Source organism: Sulfuriroseicoccus oceanibius (genome assembly GCF_010681825.2).
GTDB classification, from domain to species: domain Bacteria; phylum Verrucomicrobiota; class Verrucomicrobiia; order Verrucomicrobiales; family SLCJ01; genus Sulfuriroseicoccus; species Sulfuriroseicoccus oceanibius.
Genome location: NZ_CP066776.1, coordinates 734,011 through 750,810, shown reverse-complemented (window position 1 = coordinate 750,810; position 16,800 = coordinate 734,011). Strand labels below are relative to the sequence as shown.

Here is a 16,800-nt window from a genome sequence, read left to right as displayed (position 1 = left end):
CCGACGGCAGGAACGCCGTCCCTCCAACGCTGCGCGTGCATTCCCCGGAGATGTATCTTCGTTCAACCGGACCGGCCTAGCTCACGGCAGATCCAAATCACATCCATCAGGTGGATCCTGTCTAGAACCCAACGGCCCGTAGTCCCCACGCTTCACTCGACGGTGAGTACACCGCCACTCCATCACGAGAAACAGAGACTCTCCACCAGCCTGCCATCTACCTATCTGTGACCATCTGCGCCCATCTGTGGCGCGGAGCGGTCGTCACTCCTCACATTCGCACTTCTCACCTGGTTTCGGAAAAACGGTGGCCCAATCGGTTTTCATATCGACCACGGTCCAGTTGCGTTTGGCGGCGTCTTCCAGGGCTTTAATCAATTTACCCGAACTCTTCGGTGCCTTGTCGTAAGCGTATTCGCGCTCGGCGTCGGTATGGTGGATGATCATGCCAAAGCTGGGAGTGCGGCCGATGGTCGTCCATTCGAGCATCGCCTTATCGCCGTCGGAGTTACCAAAACAGGCAATCGGCCGCTTGCCGATGAACCGATGGATGGCCACCGGCTTGCCTTCCTTGTCATCGACAAAGGCGACACCTGGCGTTTTGATCATCACGGGTTGGTCGTCGATCAATTGGTATTCGGCATTGCCATAAGATCCGATCACCTGTTGTGGCGGAATACCATATACTTGCTCGGCAAACACACGCATAAAGTCGGCCCCGCCGCCCGATACGATATACACTTTGAAGTCGTGGTTGCGGAGGTAGTCGAGCACCTCGAGCATCGGCAGGTAGACGCATTCGTTATACGGACGCTCAAAACGCGGGTGCTTGGCGGTGGTCATCCAATCCGCCACCCGCTTGGCGAACTCCTCCGGAGTGAGCCCGGCGTGCGAAACCGCGAGCACTTCGTTGAGTGCCTTCATTCCGCCGGCTTTCAGCGACGCCACCTCACCGTCCAACACAGCCTGAATGGTGGCGTTGTCTTTCCACTCGGGGTTCTCTGGCGCCAGTCGTTGGATCTCCTCGATGGCGAAGATCAACTGGAACGGCAACGGGTTCTCCGCCCAAAGCGTGCCATCGTTGTCAAACACAGCAATCCGATCCGCAGGCTGGACAAAAGTTTCCGTGTTAGGAGTTGTGACCTTCTCGACAAATGCCACCAGCGCGGCCTTGCTCGGCCCGTCATTCCACGACGGCAATGGGTTTTCCTGACTACAGAGCGAAGACAGGGTAACGACGACAAATGCAGCGAGAACGGTGGAAATCTTCATCAAAATGAGAGGGCGAGAAGTTGGCAGAGCACACAAAAATGTCCGGGAGTCATTACGCTGCGGACTCCCGGACAGATGGCACCAACTTGGTTCACGTGATTAGCCCCCCATGAACTGCAGGTTCACTCCAAAGAAAACCTGCCACTGCGGGAAGCCCGCACCATCGTCCCACAACGAGTACTGGGGCTCGACGAAGAAGTTGTACACGGTGCTGCCCTTTTTCATCACCTTGCCGACACCCAACCCCATCGGGACGCTGTAACCGTCGTTTTGGAAATCGTAGACCCAGATGGGAGCGGAACGCAGATAGGCTCCGTTGCCAAGTTGGTAGATCAAAAACGGCTGGAACGCCCCGAGGTTCACGTGATCGCGATCGCTGTCGCCGGCAAAGCTATGCTGCCAGGTTAACAAATAGCCATATTGGAATTTCGGCGAACTTCCATTGAACAACACATTGGCAAATCCCGCCGACCACTTCTCGCTTCCCAGAATGTCCTCGGATGCGGTTGGCGCGGTCAACTGAGGCCCCACGCCGAAACTGATCGCCGGGTTGCCGGTGTCCATCAGCCAGGCGGCAAAGATGCTGGCATCACCGATCCCCGTGGTGTGCCCGCCGCCGAAGTCGGGGAACGTATTGACGGGCAGCGAAGCCCGCATCAGCCAGTCCGTATTCCCGATCGAAAACGGCTGCGCGTAACGAACCCAGAACTGATTGGCCTCCTCCTCCACACCGGTGAGCTCGCCGATGTAGTAGTTCTGAAAGTTGAGCGCCTTCATGTTTGCCAATGGGTTGTTCGCCTGGGCGGCGGCATTGGCGGGTGATGGGGCTGCTGGCGGTTCTTCTTCAGGCGGCAGTGCGTCGGCACAAGCGCCTCCAACGGCGATTGCCCCGATCAGGGACAGAGCAAAGGTAGCTTTCATGGATTGGCGGAGGTTTGGGTTGGACGAGACCACCTAACGGCTGTGATCTCAACGGCCCAGCATTCCAGAACCACCCCTCTCTAGCAAGCCATTCCAGCAGAGAAGGTTACAAACCGCCCCTAACGCAATACATCCCGCGTAATCTCAAGCAACCGCAGCCGCGCGCGCACGAGCATTGCCGAGAAGTCGCGCTCGGTCTCCGGTGCATACCGCAGCGATGAATTGCCCTCGATCTGCGGCGGCCGCTGCGGACGCTCGATGGTTTGCAACAGCTCGGCAATCGCCTCACGGGCCTGGGGGAACTGCTCTTTTAACACGCGCATCTTCTCGTAATCCACCACGCCCTGACGGAACAACTCCAGCCTCACCGAGGAACGCGTGAACGGCACGGCCGCGTCCCGATCCCCAGGGTAGATCTGAAACGTATCGCCGGTCTCAAAGACCTTGTGGTCGGTGGTCACGGTTGGTTCGTCGTTCCAACTGTCCACCGCCCAGCGCAGGTAGCCGTCTGCGCCAATCTTCGCGCTGTACCAGCCGATGAACAAACTCTCCGCCGGGCGCGAGTTGCCGAAGTTCCCCGGATAGGTGCCGGTGCAAGTATACCACGTGGACTTCAGCCCCTTGGCTCGGCGGCGCTGCGCCCACTCGGCGAACTGGGCATCGGTCCACTGGTCGTTGACGATTTTACTAATGCCTCCGTGCATCGAGATGTAGTAGAGCCGGTCATCGAATGCATGGGTTTTGTTTGCCGCAGCTGAGATCCGCAACGCCTTGCCCTCGTGCTTGAACTTGTTCAGCACCTTCTCGACATGGCCCATGTTGCCGAGCCCGCGTTCATCGGCACCGATGCGTGTTTTGTCGAACCATCCGTTCTTCACCAGCACCGGCACAAAGGCCTCCATGAACGACGTCCAGACCTGATCGTATTCTTCCCAGCTTTCGAAATAGTGGATCACCTCCTGCCCCGACGCCTCGTCATAACAAGTCACCGCAGAGAACTGACTGTGGATCCAAGGGAGCATCGAGAAGCATTCGATCTCGCGGTCGATCCCGAGTTCCATGCAAAAGCGGACGTACTTTTCGAAATGGCGGAAGTCGAACGAGAACGAGCCATCGGCCTTGCGGCGCCACTTGATCAGTTCGTCGTACGAGTAATTGGTTTGCTGCTGCTCGCGTTGCATGCGGTAGGCGCTGCGCCACGGATCCTTCACCAGGTTGACGGTGATGGTTTTCACGCCGACGTCGCGCAGCAGCTCGAGCGTCGGGCGGTACCACGCCAAGTGCTGGTCCGACCACAGGAGTTCGGAGCATCCCATGTGCTCATCACCAGCGGGGTCCTGCCCCCGTCCCTTGCAGCCGAGGTAGTAATGCAGCGTGGCCTGCGGGTGCATCCAGTAATCGACGTCGAATGCCCAATCCTCGACCGCCGGCACCGTTAGCGGCAGCACTTCGATCTCGAGTCCGAAAACGTGGCGCTGGCTACCATAACGCACGGCTACCTTTCCCCGGTAGAGCCCCGGTTCCGCATCGCGCGGCACGTCCACGCCCACCCACAGCGGCTGCAGTTCCCCGGCGGGAACAGTGACCGGCCCGCTCCCATTGAGCATGTCCGGCACCCGCTCGACATGACTTGGGTCGGCCGCGTAACCATCGCGTGTGTTCATTTCGATGAACTTGAGAAAATCGAGCCTCACCAAACCGGCACCGATCCGATGCCCGTCCGTACTTTCCAAATCACTGGCGACCGCACGAGCCTGCACGGCCGCATCCGCGCCCCACAACACGATCTGTCCATTGACCCGCTCGCCTCGCCACGCCGTGGCCTGCAGCACCCGTTGGTCCAATCCGTTGACCCGCTCATGTGCCGTCGGCCGCAGACTCAAGGTAGGGTCGATAAAACTTCCAGCGGCCACTGCCCATCCGGCGACCATCATCCACGACACGAGCAAAAGTCCAAAAATCCTCATAAGCATCTATCAGCAACACACCACGGAAGAAGCCAACACTCAAGCACGCCCACACCACAGCGCCCGTAGAACGCACGAGCCCCTCGAATTCTTGCCGTCCAGTTCTCCGCCCACGCGTACCCTCATTGCGAGCCGATCCCACGGCCCCACCGCCCCACCGCTCCAGCTGGCACGCCATGTGCTTTGCCAGCCGCGAACCCCCGTCCACATCATCCCCCCACACACATATCCCAACCACTATGAGCAAATTCGGCTTCCTCCTCGACATGGACGGTGTCATCTACAAGGGCAAAGAACTCATCCCCGGCGCCAAAGAGTTCGTCGCCACGTTGCGCGAAAAGGAGATCCCCTTCCTCTTCCTCACCAATAACAGCCAACGCACACGCCGCGACGTCGCCCACAAACTCGAGCAAATGGGCATCTCCGCCGAGGCCGACGATGTCTTCACCTGCGCCATCGCCACCGCCCGCTACCTGGCCGAGCGCAAACCCGAGGGCACCGCATTCGTTATCGGCGAAAGCGGACTCACCACCGCGTTGTTCAAGAACGGCTACACCCTGGTCGACGACGACCCCGACTTTGTCGTCATCGGCGAAGGACGCACGATGAACTTTGAAACCATCGAGAAAGCCACCCGGCTGGTGCAAAACGGAGCCAAGCTCATCGCCACCAATCTTGATCCCTCGTGCCCGACCGACGAGGGAATCCGCCCGGGCTGTGGCGCTATCGTTGCCATGATCGAAGCCGCCACCGGCAAGCAGGCGTTCTCCGTCGGCAAGCCCAGCCCGGTGATGATGCGCGCCGCGCGCAAACAACTCGGACTCTCCAGCGAACAAACCGTAATGGTCGGCGACACCATGACCACCGACATCCTCGGCGGCACGCAGCTCAGCTACAAAACCGTTCTGGTTCTCTCCGGAGGCACCGCCCGCCAAGACCTGGCGGACTATGCGTACTCACCGGATTACGTGGTCGACAGCATCGCCCACATCCCGGAGGAACTGGTGCAATAACGGCCCCGGACAGCCCGTCCATTTCCGCCCGCGTTCAGATCCCCCTGAATGCGGGCGCCTTTCCATCTACTCCGCCATGCGCTCGTCCACCACGCGCAGGCCCGGGCCGTCGTGTGACTTCTCCTGCTCGTACTCCAGCGCCATCTGCCACGCTTTGTCATCAAGTCGGCGGTTGAACTCCTTGTAGTCGATCACTTCGAACTCACCCGGTTCATTCTCAACAATCGCCGTCATCGACTCCACCCAATCCCCCGAGTTGAGGTAATGCACGCCGCCCACCTGCTTGTCCTCGGGCGTGTGGATGTGGCCACAGATGATACCGACGCACCCGCGCCGCTCCGCCAGCATCTGGAGTTGTTCTTCATAACGACCAAAGAAGCTCACCGCGTTCTTCACCCGGGCTTTGATCGCTTTGCTCACCGAATAGTAGTCCTTGCCGAACCACGACCGCACTTGGTTATACCCCCGGTTGAACTTGAGCAACGCCTCATAGCCCACCGAACCCAGACCGGCCACCCACTTGTAGCCGGTGGTCACGTGGTCGAAGCCGTCACCGTGAACCACCAAGTAGTCGCCCTGCGGCGTGTGGTGGCGGTACTCAAAGCGCATCTTGAGCGACCCAAAGGTCAGTGGCAAAAACGGCTCGATCACTTCGTCATGGTTGCCGCGCAGGTAGATCACCTCGGTGTCCTGCTTCTCAGCCAGCTTGAGCAAATGGCGCACGAAGCGGGTATGTTCGTCGGTCCATCCACCGCTGTGGCGGCGCAGGTACCAACCATCCACAATGTCGCCATTGAGGATCAATCGCTCACATGAGATGTGGCGGATAAAGCGTGTCACCTGACGCACTTTGGAGTCGGGCGTTCCCAGATGGACGTCCGAAATAATCACGGTCTTGAACCGGAGACGTGTCTTTTTCATCAGGCCGATGAATAGCACGCACCCCGCCCCCAGCGCACGCAACCGTGGGTGCCGATGTTGTCACACCCCATTGGCCACTAGCGGTCTACGCCGATCAACGAGCCTCCAGATAGGGCGTGGCAATAGCGCGTCCATCCGCACTTCCAAGCCGCTGGTGATCGAGCCACCGCAGCGGAACCAATTGGTCCTCAAGCGCGTTGGTTGGCCCGCCAAGCTTCACTCCGGCCGCATGGTCAAGCGCTACCCGCAGGCACGCCTCCAGCGTCCCCGGATCGTAAACAAACGTCCCCACGATCTCCCCATCATCCATCGCAGAGGCGACATCCACATCCAACCCAAATCCTATCACCGGCACCGCTTCGGCAAGCCCGATCGCCCGCATCCGCCGCAACACATCCTCGGTCGCATTGCGCGTCACCGCCACCACCGCAGACAGCTCGCCATCGCTCACCCGCATCCCCAACGCATCATTGAGCCACGCCTCGCATTGCGCGTGCGACTCCACACCCTCGGTCTCAAAATGCAACTCCAGCTCCTCACTCGCACGCTCGGGAGTCGCTCGCTGCAGGTACTCCTGAACCTTTTCTATCCGCCGCTGTGCACGCGGGTAATCCACTAACACAGGTGCCATCACGACGCGGCCTTCGCCATCCGCGGCCGCCCAAATCGCCTCGCCGGTCTGACCTGCCGCCAGATCCACATCCGAGCTCACCCGTGCCACGACCGGGGCTCCGTCACCCAAGCCATCGCCGACCAGCACCACGGCACCGGCTCGTTGGGCCACGTCGGCAATGACATTGCGGTCACCGCCCACCACCACACAAACATCGGCCGTGGCGTCCGCTTGATATTCCATCCACTCAAGATCCGGGCGCTCGTTCACGCGCTTCCAAACCATCGCCCGCACCACACCGACCAACGCCCGGTCACCCGCACCATCACCAACCACCGCCACCCGCTGGACAACCAATGGCACGCCATCGTCACCAACCGGGGCTACCAACACATCGCCCTCCGAACGATCGCCTCCATTGCCCTGCCCGGTGCGATCGCCACACGCCACTAACACACACAGTGAAATCACTGCCATCACCAACCAACCAATCCTTGTCTGTGCGGAATTTTCCATGAAACTGTCTCGACTCCACCGCACCCATAGCATGCAAACCCTCGCCATCGCCATTGCTTCTTTCGTTCTTTATCTGGTTGCCTACCACACCTACGGCAAATGGCTGGGCAAACGCATCTTCAAACTCAGCCGCGATAACATGTCGCCAAGCCGTGAGATCGACGATGGAAAGGACTACGTCCCTACCTCGCGCAGCGTCGTATTCGGCCACCATTTCACATCGATCGCCGGCACGGGACCGATTGTCGGCCCCGCGTTAGCCGTGATCTGGGGCTGGCTCCCCGCGTTGATCTGGGTGCTCGTCGGCTCCATCTTCATCGGCGCGGTGCACGACTTCGGCTCGCTCGTCGTCTCAATGCGCAACCGCGGCCAGACCGTCGGCGACCTGGCGGGACGTCTGATCACGCCCCGCGTGCGGCTGGCATTTCTCTTCATCCTCTTCATGGCACTGACCATTGTTCTCGCCATCTTCGGTCTGGTCATTGCCGCGGTTTTCAAAATGTACCCGGAGTCGATTGCTCCGTGCATGCTCCAAATCCCACTCGCCATCGGCATCGGCCTGCTCGTTCACAAACGCGGCGGCAACATCCTCATCCCATCGCTCGTGGTCCTCGCCCTGATGTACCTCAGCGTATGGTTCGGAGACACCGGATGGCTCCACGACTTCAACCAAAGCCTCAAAGGCTGGTCGATGATCCAATGGGTCGTCGTTCTTCTCGGCTACGCGCTCGTTGCTTCGGTACTCCCCGTCTGGTCACTCCTCCAACCCCGCGACTACATCAACAGCCTGCAACTCCTCTCCGCTCTCGTTCTCATCGTCGCCGGACTCGTCGTCGCCGGACTGATGGGCGGCGCCCCCATTGACCCCGCCCTCTCGGCAGAACGTCCACCACTCGAGATCGCCGCCCCTGCGATCGAAGCTGACCACCTCGGCAAACAACTACCGCTCATTTTCCCATTTCTCTTCGTCACCGTCGCCTGCGGCGCCGTCTCCGGCTTCCACTGCCTCGTCTCCAGTGGCACGTCGAGCAAACAACTGCGCTGCGAAACCGACGCCCGCATGATCGGCTACGGCTCAATGCTCGCCGAAGGCTTCCTCGCCGTCATCGTCATCCTCGCCTGCGTCGCCGGCCTCGGCCTCGGGATCACCGGAGAAAACGGCACCATCCTCACCGGCACCGATGCATTCAACGCCCGCTACGCGTCGTGGGCAGGGCTCAATGGCCTCGGACCAAAAGTCGGCGCGTTCGTCGACGGCGCCGCCAACTTCCTCAAAGCCATCGGCATCTCCGGCGACTTCGCACGCACGCTAATGGGTGTGTTCGTCGCCTCGTTCGCCGCCACCACCCTCGACACGGCCTGCCGCTTGCAACGCTATGTCGTGCAGGAAATCGGCCGCACAGCTGACGAAGGGTTCCCCGTGCTGAAGCCTCTTAAGCCACTCACCAACCCATACTTAGCGACTCTCTTTGCCGTTGCCACCGCCGCGCTACTGGCCGCGGTTCCGATGGCCGGAGCGGAATGGTCGTGGGCGAATGCGGGCAAGGGCGGCCTGATCCTGTGGCCGCTTTTCGGAGCCACCAACCAACTGCTGGGCGGCGTGGCCTTCCTGATCATTCTGTTCTGGCTGCGCCGACGCCGGCTGCCGCTCTGGTTTGCCGCGGTGCCCGCTCTCTTCATGCTCGTGCTGCCGGCCTACGCCATGCTGTATCAGATCTTCGTGGCAGCACTCGGAAGCGACCAAAGCTGGCTCGATCAAAAGAACTACCTGCTCGTCGGAGTAGGCTTGGCGACCATTGCGCTGGAAATCTGGGTCCTCGTTGAAGCCGCTCTGTTATGGCCTAAAGTCCAAGGGCTGAAAGAGACCCCACTGCCCCCCTTCCGCCACCAGTTCAACGAAACCGAAGTCACCCCGCGCGACTGACCCAAAGCTGGAATATTTACCGCACGGCAGCCCTCCCATTCCAGTACCCCGCTTCAATCCCATGAAATCCTTCTCCATCGCACTGGTTGCCGTTCTCGCCCTCATCGCCACTACCGCCGTGGTCCGCTCGGGCGACAAAGGAGAGTCCATCGCAACCGCAAAACAAGCACCTGAACAACCTATGGAAAAAGTCGAAAAATCCGACGCCGAATGGCGCGAACAGCTCACCCCGGAACAATACCGGGTCACCCGCGAAGCCGGCACCGAAGCTCCCAACGGAAAAGCCTACAAGGAGTTCAAGAAGCAAGGCATGGGCACCTACTACTGCGTGGCTTGCGGCAACAAACTCTTCCACTCGAACACCAAGTTCGACTCCGGCTGCGGCTGGCCATCCTTCTACGATAAAGCCACCGCAGAAGGCATCCGCGAAATCGAAGACCGCTCACACGGCATGGTCCGGACCGAAGTCGTCTGCTCGATGTGCGACGCCCACCTCGGCCACGTCTTCCGCGGCGAAGGGCGCACCGACCTCCCACAAGACGTCCGTTACTGCATCAATGGCGTCGCCCTGCGCTTCGTGCCTGCCGACGACGCAGCAGAAAAATCCGAATAAACCGGATCGCTTCAACCCACCATCCAGCCTCCCTCACCCAGGGCGGCTGGATTTTTTTTGTGCCATCGACTCAAGAGTTGAGCTTGCTCCTCCGCCCATAGCGGGATCGATTAGGCCATAATCAACCCGCCTTCTTATCGGTGCGGGCCAGGGTCTTGATCAAAAACTGCGACAACACCAGCTTCGGCGGCGTCGAACTGAAAACCAACTGGTAGTCCGCATCGAGACAGCCACGGAGTGCGTTCGCCAACTCGCTCAACGAGTACTTCTTGGCCTCTCCCGCCGCTAGGAAAAGCGGGTACACCGACAGCTTGCCTTGCTTGGTGCGTGGCAACGTAGCGGTTTCACTTTCCGGCAGGCGCTCCAGTGCGGCTTGGAACGCGTTGTAGTTGTTCCACGGCAGGTTGCGGTGGCGGTCCATCAGATCACGCGCAGCCAGCAGATTACGGATCTTGGGAATAATCGCCGCACGGATGATACCGACGGCGCTTTCGCCCAGACGCAAGAAATGCTCGAGCAGCTGAAGCGCTTTGGGCAAGTCGCGGCGACCAATCGCGTTGCCGATCTCGAACACGATCCCTCCACGGGTCTTGGAAATAATTTCGCGCAAGTCGTCCGATGTAACGGGCCGCTCATCATTGCCCAAATAGGCACGCAGCTTCACCAACTCGCTTTCCAATTGGCGGGTGTCCTCGCCAACGGTCATCACAAAGTGCTCGGCAGCCCCAGGCGCAAAATCGAGGCCCAGACGCCGGCCACGCTTCACAATCAATGGCACCAGCTTGCTCTCCCAGCCCTCGCGGGAAATGTCGACTTTGTCGAACACTTCCAAGGTCGCCGATTTCTGCAGAAACTTGTAAAACGCCCGCCGCTTGTCAATCGCCGTCGCCGAGATCACAAAACACACCTCGTCCGGCAAGCCCTTCGCCAGCAAAGCCTCAAGCTCTTTCACCGCGTCCTGCGTCGCCGCGGCCCGACCCGTCACCGAATCACCGAGAAAGTTCGCATTCTTCAGCCATACCAACTTGGTACCACCGAAAAATGGCAAGGTCTGCAACGCCATGATCACTTCACGCACGATGCGCGCGGCGTCCTCCGAGTTCTCGGAGCCACCGTCCACAATGTCGGTGCCCATGCCGCCGTCGTCCTGCGGACTGCGCTGCCGCACAGCAGCCAGCGCGGCCTCTTTCACCTGCGCCTCGTCCGAGCCGACGAATGCGAGAATACGATCTTTTGACGATGCCATAACCTGATTGGTCAATTCCCCCGGAACAGCAACTTAGCGAGGCGCCACACCGGCCGCTGGTGGTGTGTTGTTCGCCCCTTCGACCTCACCGTAATGCACCAAACGGCGCCCACGCTGGGTATCGGTCTCGAAGATGATACGCTTGAGCTTGCCGTGCTCCCACTCATACTGACCACAGAGCGAGCCGTCCTCGGCGTACTCCTTCCAAATCCCGTGGTGCTCTTCATGTGCGTCGTAGGAGCCCTCGTTGGCGAGTGTGCCATTGCGGTGCCAGCGTTTCGATGGCCCTTCCGCCACGTCCTGGTCATTGAGCAGTCGTTCGAGTTTCTTCGAGCCATCAGAGTAATAGCCGACCACGTGCAATGGCTTGCCCTTCTTGTAATGGCGTTCCTCACGCACACTGCCACCGCTGAAATACGTCCGCTTCACGCCGTCGATCACACCGGAGCGGTAGGGCGTCTCGATCACGAAACGCTTCTCGTTGCCATCGGCATCCACTTCGATGCGCTCTTCCACATCGACCCCACCAAACGGCTTCTTTCTCCCCTCTTGGTAGAACTTGCCGTCCTCTTTGAGAACCAACGTGATTTCGTCCAGCGCCGGGGCCTGCACTTCAAGCTCATCCGGATTCAACTCAACGGTTTCCGTCTTCTTCACTCCGCAGGCAACCAAGGCCACGGCAGCGGCCGCACAAACGGCAGGAACCAACAAAAATCGCTCAATCATCATGGTGCCGGAGTGTAGCCCGATCACCCATCCGATCAAGAGTTCAGCCAAAAAAGTAATACTCTCCAGCTGGCCCGGTAAGCACTCTCAAAAAACAAATCGGGGCGCCCCCACGATGAGTGGAAGCGCCCCGAAAAATCGTTGCTAGTCTCTAGCTGAACCGGCTGGATCACCAGCCGTTCGTTTACTTACCTTCACGCGACAGCATGAACTGAAGCGCAAGAACGGCGAGTACAACAACAGCGACAAAAATAACGGTTCCCATGATAACTACGGGTTGAGGGTGAGTTTCGAGTTAAGGCGGATTACTGGCTCAGCAGTTCGGTCCAGCCTTTCTCAAGGATCTGCGCGTTGGTCACGTCAGGCACCTTGCTCTTGGCGTACTCGAATGTGATCACCAAGCCCATCAGAAGAAGCACAACAGCCGCAATGGCAATGGCGACGGTGTCGGACTCTTCGCGATCGGCAGCAGCGGCACCTGGCAGCACCTTGACCGCACCACTTGGGCTGGCTGCGGCTGGTGGCGAGGAAAGCGGCTGCGTCTGCTTGAGCTTGACGGTGGCCTGTGGCAACTCCTGCGTGGCGGCACCTGGTGCTGGTGGAGCTGGAGCTGTGGTTCCCTTCTTGAGCTGAACGGTTGGTGCCGCGGCAGCTGGTGCACCTGGCTTGGCCACTGGTGCGGTCGGAGGCACTGGCTGCGACTTCGACGTTGCCGACGGAACACCCGGTGCCGGTGCCACTGGAGCGGACATCGACTTCGGCTCCGGAGCATCCACCCCGGCCGTGGCAGCACGCTCGGCTGGCGACGACTTCAATGTAATGCGCACCGTCTCCTTACGAAGAGGAATTGCAGATGTCTTGGACTGAGGCTTGGCTGAAAGCGAAACACGCTGGGTCTTGGTTGGAATCCGCGAAGTTTCCTTCTGCGGAGGCAACTGAACCGCCTGAGTTTTCTTGTCGACGCCACCCGCTTTAGGCGCTGGAGGTGCCGGTGCCGCTGGAGGAGTCGGCTTCGGGGGAGTCGGCTTTGGAGGTGTTGGTTGATTATCGTCGCTCATGATAAAAAAGTCTCTGCGTCACAGTGCGCGTTGATTCGGCGAGACGCTACCATCTCGCCGAGTTGCGTTTATTTCAAACCCATAACCGGCTGTCAATGCCATTTTCTTAGTCCCGCCGGTAAGATTTCGGCAGAAATCCGCACCCACTGATGCCGGTTTCACGCCAGACATCGTCCATTCTATAGTGAAGGTGACAATTTGGCACGCCGATTCGCTGTGAATCGGCAAATCAACTGCTCTTGATACGCCCATTTGCAAGCTCTCCGGTTGGCTTGGCCACCAGCTCGCGGGTCAACCCATCGACCAACTCCGCCGTTTCCGATTCGACCTCTCCACTGTCGTGCCCGGCGAACCGAATCCGATAGTGGGCTCGCACCAGCCGAATCATCCGAGCGCGCAGGGGGTCCGGAATCGCAGGGTGGGTCACCACCCAATGCCGCACGGGCTGTGCCGCGGGAATCTCACCAAAAGCACGCTCAACCGCCGGTCTCAATCGGTCCCACCCCGTCGGCTCATCGCGGTGATCCCCCAACTCACCTCCCACTAAACGGCCACTCTCCTCACTCCGCCCCCCCAACAGCTGGGATCTTCCCAGCCACACTCGGATCGCAATGTACACCACCACCAACGCCACCGCCCATGGCAGCACATAGCTCGCCCACGCCGAAGACTCCAAACTCGACCGCCAATAACGGAAATCCAGCAACCAAAGCCGCAACTGATCCCCTACCCGCTGCCACCACGATGCATCGCCCCCCGCCATCGCAAGCCAGCCCGCCGGAGTCGTATCCACGACCCGCCAACTACCATCGATCCACGCCTCCGCCCAGGCATGCGCATGCACACCCCTCAACACGTAGCACTCATCGTCCGCATCGTACTCATCGACCACAAACCCGGTATGGTACCGGGCAGGAACACCTGCAGCACGCAACAATAACACCGTCGCCGTGGCAAACAGCTCACAGTGCCCCTGCCTGTCAGTCGTCACAAATTCCTCCACCTGATCCGGCCGCTCGCTCAAACTATAGCGGAACCCATCACCGAAGAACGCGCGCACTGCTGCGATTTTCTCCCGGTCGCTCATCCCCTGCAGCCCCAGCTCGTCTGCCAAGGGCTTGAAACACGCTTCATAGCGCGGCCCCAGATCCAAGTCGGTCTCGAGATCCGGCTCCAACGCACCGAGCTGGGGCATCCGCATCGGTGCCGCAATCACCTCGGCCTTGATCACGGGTTGCGCCAATGTCGCACGCACCACGCCGAAGCCATTGCGTTCGACTTCATACGCTGGCAGCTCACTCACCGACAGCGGAGACTTAGGCATCGGCAGCACCGTGAAATCATCATTTGCCTGGCCATACATCTCATAGCGCCAGATCACACCACCCTCGGTTGGAGACTTCCCCCCGCCCGAATTCCCCAACGCCTGAAGCGGGCTCAATGGCCACGTTCCTCGCACCACATACTCACCCTCAATCACATCCCCCATCCGGGTGAATTGCCGCTGCGTCCGGTTGATCCAAACCGACGTCCGGATCAAATCAAACACTCCATCACATACCCGATCGGGCGCAATACCCTGCAGAGTCTTCAGCCGCCAGATCACGTCCTGGCTCAACTGGATCTCCCCCACATCCCCCAGCTGCACACTCGCCCGGTTGGTCATGTTGCGCCCGCCCGAGGCGCTCCACCCAAAACCGCCGCTTTCCGCCCACTCATGTAAGCGCTGTACCCCATACGAAGCCGCGAAGGCAAAGCACAATACCATCGCCATCGACACCACAAACCCAGGCAACCTCCGCCTGATTGCCCGCCCCGATTCCAGATCACGAAAACGCCCGGACTCATCCACCCACACCCACGTCACCATCAATGCCGAGACCACCAAAAATCCCCAGCGGTCTCCCACGTCGCGGCTCCATCCGTAGCTCGCGCCAAGCAACAACGACGCCACAAATGGCAGATGCGGAGAAAACCGCGGCGCCTGGTAATTCCGACCATTGCGATGATGCCGCCGGATCCGCGCACGGAATATATAGGGAAACACCGTCATCGGCACTCCACCGCGCACCCCGGCTATTCCCACCGCCACCAACGGCAGCAAAGTCATCGGCGCCCATGACAACACCAACCTCACCGCCTCGGTCGGTGTGTTTTCCAACCACGCCGAGATCCCCAGCCACCACAAGAACACAATCGTCACCAACCACGCCCGCCGCTGGGTCTTGAACGCAATCTGCATTCGCCGACTCCAAAAAAAGTTGAGCACCTCCAACCCCGCACCGACGACCCCCCCCCACATCCAGTTCCCCGTGGCGTAGGCCCAGATCATCACCGCCGCCGCCATCATCCCCAGCGGCAACCGCTGCCGGGACGACCACACAGCCGGAATCACGCCCTCCTGGGAAGGATCGTGATCAACGTAATCAATCTTCGCTGGCCTTTTGATTTTCATGCTCCGGGTTTCGCTGAGTCACTCACACTCCCTGCCAACACACGCTGCGGACGGTCAGGCCACCCGGACAACACACGGTCCAGATCGGTATCCTGATCCACTACCCGCACCGCCAAATCATTAGGGTCCGGCGCTTCGGTGAAGTCCACACCTTCGGAGCGCACCACAAGCACGCGCACCTCCACACCACGCACCATCAAATCTTCTACCAGCCCTTTGCGCCATCCTCCCCAGTCCAATAACAACACCCAGCATCCCGTCATCGCCGGAGCATACCGCTGCACCAATGTGCGGACACCCTCCGCCCCGTGATCACCACCTTCCAGATGCAGGCCAGCCAACACCTCCAACACATGCCTTGTGCTGGCACGCCCGGGCCCTGATTCCACCTGGATCGCCTTTTCGCCCGCCACTAACACATCCAAGAACGTTTCCCGCGCATCCATGTCCGACGCCAAGGTCGCCGCCAACGCCATCACATTCTCAAATGCCGCCGTCAGTCGGTGCGCGCTGCCTTTCGGAAACGCCGGCAACTGCGAATCAATCACCAGGCCATACCTGGGATAAAACACATTCTCATACTCACGAACAATTGGCTTACCGGTTCTCGCCCAACTCTTCCAATGAATGTGATGAAACGAATCGCCATGCATGTAATCGCGCAGGGAATGAAACTCGTCTGACAATCCCACCATCGCCTGCGACACCTCCCCCCCCATCTGCTGGCGCGACCCACGCCCGATCATCTGAGGCTCGCCATTCAATCGCTTCGGCAAAACCACGACCGAACCTGATCCCGCATCCAACTTCGACCACGCACGAAACAAACCAAATGCCGACGGACGGGTCAGCCGCAACTTCCGGAACTCCGCCCGCCCACGACGCAATGCCACAAAGCGCATCTCCAATTCACGCGTTTCCCCCACACCAATATCAAAGGGCTTACTCCAAATGTCCTCACGCACGTGCCGACGATCCGCCAGCCACGTCCACCGATAGTAACGAAAGAACCGGTCAAACGCATTGCGCTCCGCCTCCCCGGGTTCCTCCACGGTGAAAAACTCATCGCCCTCCGGCGCCATCGGTGGCGCCAGATCGACCAACCGAACACCAAACAACGGACGCTTCCCTCGGTTCCTCACCACCACCCTGTAGTTCACCGCACCGCCGGCCGCCGCCACCCCAGGTAACACCCGCTCAACCTCCAACCGCTGGCTCAAACGAAAACTGCTCAAAAAGCCTGCCCAAAACATTCCGAAAAACCACGTGAACAGCATGTACGCCAACGCTCGGTTCGCATCGAGACCGAAGAACCCGAACGCCATCATGAACACCAATGTCCACCACCCCAACGCAGTCACCCTCAACATCACATGCTGCCGGGTTTGCGCCCCACGCTCGTAGCCCGTTGCCATCCGACGATACAGCCAGCCCTCACGACGCTGTTGTTTATCGGTAGTTTTAGTCATTGGCAGTCCCATCCATCTCAAAGCTTTCCGCGCCAGCGCGGCTCACAGCGCCAGCCCACGTGGTTTCAGAGGTTCCGCATGGTAGC

At 59.9% G+C, this 16,800-nt stretch carries 13 protein-coding genes; 3 read left to right on the top strand and 10 right to left on the bottom strand.

What is annotated here, in order from left to right; all coding sequences use genetic code 11:
• Positions 1 to 264: 264 nt before the first annotated feature.
• The 3 genes from G3M56_RS02855 to G3M56_RS02845 all read right to left on the bottom strand — a co-directional run bounded on the left by G3M56_RS02855 (position 265) and on the right by G3M56_RS02845 (position 4,160).
• Positions 265 to 1,272, bottom strand: coding sequence for an HAD family hydrolase (locus G3M56_RS02855; protein WP_164363140.1), 1,008 nt, complete (start codon positions 1,270 to 1,272; stop codon positions 265 to 267).
• Between the two features lie 99 nt (positions 1,273 to 1,371).
• Complete coding sequence (locus G3M56_RS02850; RefSeq protein WP_235203554.1) at positions 1,372 to 2,193, bottom strand: hypothetical protein; 822 nt, start codon at positions 2,191 to 2,193, stop codon at positions 1,372 to 1,374.
• 119 nt (positions 2,194 to 2,312) lie between these two features.
• The gene (locus G3M56_RS02845) at positions 2,313 to 4,160 is read right to left on the bottom strand and encodes a DUF4091 domain-containing protein (RefSeq protein WP_164363138.1); all 1,848 of its coding nucleotides are present in this window, start codon (positions 4,158 to 4,160) and stop codon (positions 2,313 to 2,315) included.
• Positions 4,161 to 4,399: 239 nt separating this feature from the next.
• Here G3M56_RS02845 and G3M56_RS02840 point away from each other — a divergent pair, with 239 nt between their 5' ends.
• Positions 4,400 to 5,173 (top strand): TIGR01457 family HAD-type hydrolase, encoded by a 774-nt coding sequence (locus tag G3M56_RS02840; RefSeq protein WP_235203553.1) that lies wholly within the window; start codon positions 4,400 to 4,402, stop codon positions 5,171 to 5,173.
• Positions 5,174 to 5,239: 66 nt separating this feature from the next.
• On the opposite strand, the gene G3M56_RS02835 is transcribed toward G3M56_RS02840, so the two are convergent.
• Complete coding sequence (locus tag G3M56_RS02835) at positions 5,240 to 6,094, bottom strand: UDP-2,3-diacylglucosamine diphosphatase (RefSeq protein ID WP_164363136.1); 855 nt, start codon at positions 6,092 to 6,094, stop codon at positions 5,240 to 5,242.
• Between the two features lie 94 nt (positions 6,095 to 6,188).
• Positions 6,189 to 7,184 carry a substrate-binding domain-containing protein gene (locus G3M56_RS02830; protein WP_164363134.1) on the bottom strand — a complete coding sequence of 332 codons (996 nt, stop codon included), beginning with the start codon at positions 7,182 to 7,184 and terminating at the stop codon, positions 6,189 to 6,191.
• 37 nt (positions 7,185 to 7,221) lie between these two features.
• On the opposite strand from G3M56_RS02830, the gene G3M56_RS02825 reads away from it, so the two are divergent.
• Both G3M56_RS02825 and msrB read left to right on the top strand, forming a co-directional pair.
• On the top strand, positions 7,222 to 9,147 hold the full coding sequence (locus tag G3M56_RS02825) for a carbon starvation CstA family protein (RefSeq protein ID WP_235203552.1): 1,926 nt from the start codon (positions 7,222 to 7,224) through the stop codon (positions 9,145 to 9,147).
• A gap of 61 nt (positions 9,148 to 9,208) precedes the next feature.
• Complete coding sequence (gene msrB, locus G3M56_RS02820; RefSeq protein WP_235203551.1) at positions 9,209 to 9,760, top strand: peptide-methionine (R)-S-oxide reductase MsrB; 552 nt, start codon at positions 9,209 to 9,211, stop codon at positions 9,758 to 9,760.
• 121 nt (positions 9,761 to 9,881) lie between these two features.
• On the opposite strand, the gene holA is transcribed toward msrB, so the two are convergent.
• The 5 genes from holA to G3M56_RS02795 all read right to left on the bottom strand — a co-directional run bounded on the left by holA (position 9,882) and on the right by G3M56_RS02795 (position 16,714).
• Complete coding sequence (holA, locus tag G3M56_RS02815; protein WP_164363131.1) at positions 9,882 to 11,006, bottom strand: DNA polymerase III subunit delta; 1,125 nt, start codon at positions 11,004 to 11,006, stop codon at positions 9,882 to 9,884.
• Positions 11,007 to 11,039: 33 nt separating this feature from the next.
• Positions 11,040 to 11,735: a toxin-antitoxin system YwqK family antitoxin gene (locus tag G3M56_RS02810; RefSeq protein ID WP_164363129.1), complete on the bottom strand. Its 696-nt coding sequence runs from the start codon at positions 11,733 to 11,735 to the stop codon at positions 11,040 to 11,042.
• A 302-nt stretch (positions 11,736 to 12,037) separates the two neighbouring features.
• Positions 12,038 to 12,790: a hypothetical protein gene (locus tag G3M56_RS02805; RefSeq protein ID WP_164363127.1), complete on the bottom strand. Its 753-nt coding sequence runs from the start codon at positions 12,788 to 12,790 to the stop codon at positions 12,038 to 12,040.
• A gap of 229 nt (positions 12,791 to 13,019) precedes the next feature.
• Positions 13,020 to 15,245, bottom strand: coding sequence for a transglutaminase-like domain-containing protein (locus G3M56_RS02800; protein ID WP_164363125.1), 2,226 nt, complete (start codon positions 15,243 to 15,245; stop codon positions 13,020 to 13,022).
• A complete protein-coding gene (locus G3M56_RS02795; RefSeq protein ID WP_164363123.1) occupies positions 15,242 to 16,714 on the bottom strand; it encodes a DUF58 domain-containing protein in 1,473 nt (490 codons plus the stop codon). The genes G3M56_RS02800 and G3M56_RS02795 overlap by 4 nt, the downstream gene beginning before the upstream one ends.
• Positions 16,715 to 16,800: the final 86 nt, after the last annotated feature.

Bases quoted from the DNA above. Each gene is read 5' to 3' on its own strand.
- G3M56_RS02855 (WP_164363140.1), bottom strand. From the start codon at position 1,272: ATGAAGATTTCCACCGTTCTCGCTGCATTTGTCGTCGTTACCCTGTCT.
- G3M56_RS02850 (WP_235203554.1), bottom strand. From the start codon at position 2,193: ATGAAAGCTACCTTTGCTCTGTCCCTGATCGGGGCAATCGCCGTTGGA.
- G3M56_RS02845 (WP_164363138.1), bottom strand. From the start codon at position 4,160: ATGAGGATTTTTGGACTTTTGCTCGTGTCGTGGATGATGGTCGCCGGA.
- G3M56_RS02840 (WP_235203553.1), top strand. From the start codon at position 4,400: ATGAGCAAATTCGGCTTCCTCCTCGACATGGACGGTGTCATCTACAAG.
- G3M56_RS02835 (WP_164363136.1), bottom strand. From the start codon at position 6,094: ATGAAAAAGACACGTCTCCGGTTCAAGACCGTGATTATTTCGGACGTC.
- G3M56_RS02830 (WP_164363134.1), bottom strand. From the start codon at position 7,184: ATGGCAGTGATTTCACTGTGTGTGTTAGTGGCGTGTGGCGATCGCACC.
- G3M56_RS02825 (WP_235203552.1), top strand. From the start codon at position 7,222: ATGAAACTGTCTCGACTCCACCGCACCCATAGCATGCAAACCCTCGCC.
- msrB (WP_235203551.1), top strand. From the start codon at position 9,209: ATGAAATCCTTCTCCATCGCACTGGTTGCCGTTCTCGCCCTCATCGCC.
- holA (WP_164363131.1), bottom strand. From the start codon at position 11,006: ATGGCATCGTCAAAAGATCGTATTCTCGCATTCGTCGGCTCGGACGAG.
- G3M56_RS02810 (WP_164363129.1), bottom strand. From the start codon at position 11,735: ATGATGATTGAGCGATTTTTGTTGGTTCCTGCCGTTTGTGCGGCCGCT.
- G3M56_RS02805 (WP_164363127.1), bottom strand. From the start codon at position 12,790: ATGAGCGACGATAATCAACCAACACCTCCAAAGCCGACTCCCCCGAAG.
- G3M56_RS02800 (WP_164363125.1), bottom strand. From the start codon at position 15,245: ATGAAAATCAAAAGGCCAGCGAAGATTGATTACGTTGATCACGATCCT.
- G3M56_RS02795 (WP_164363123.1), bottom strand. From the start codon at position 16,714: ATGACTAAAACTACCGATAAACAACAGCGTCGTGAGGGCTGGCTGTAT.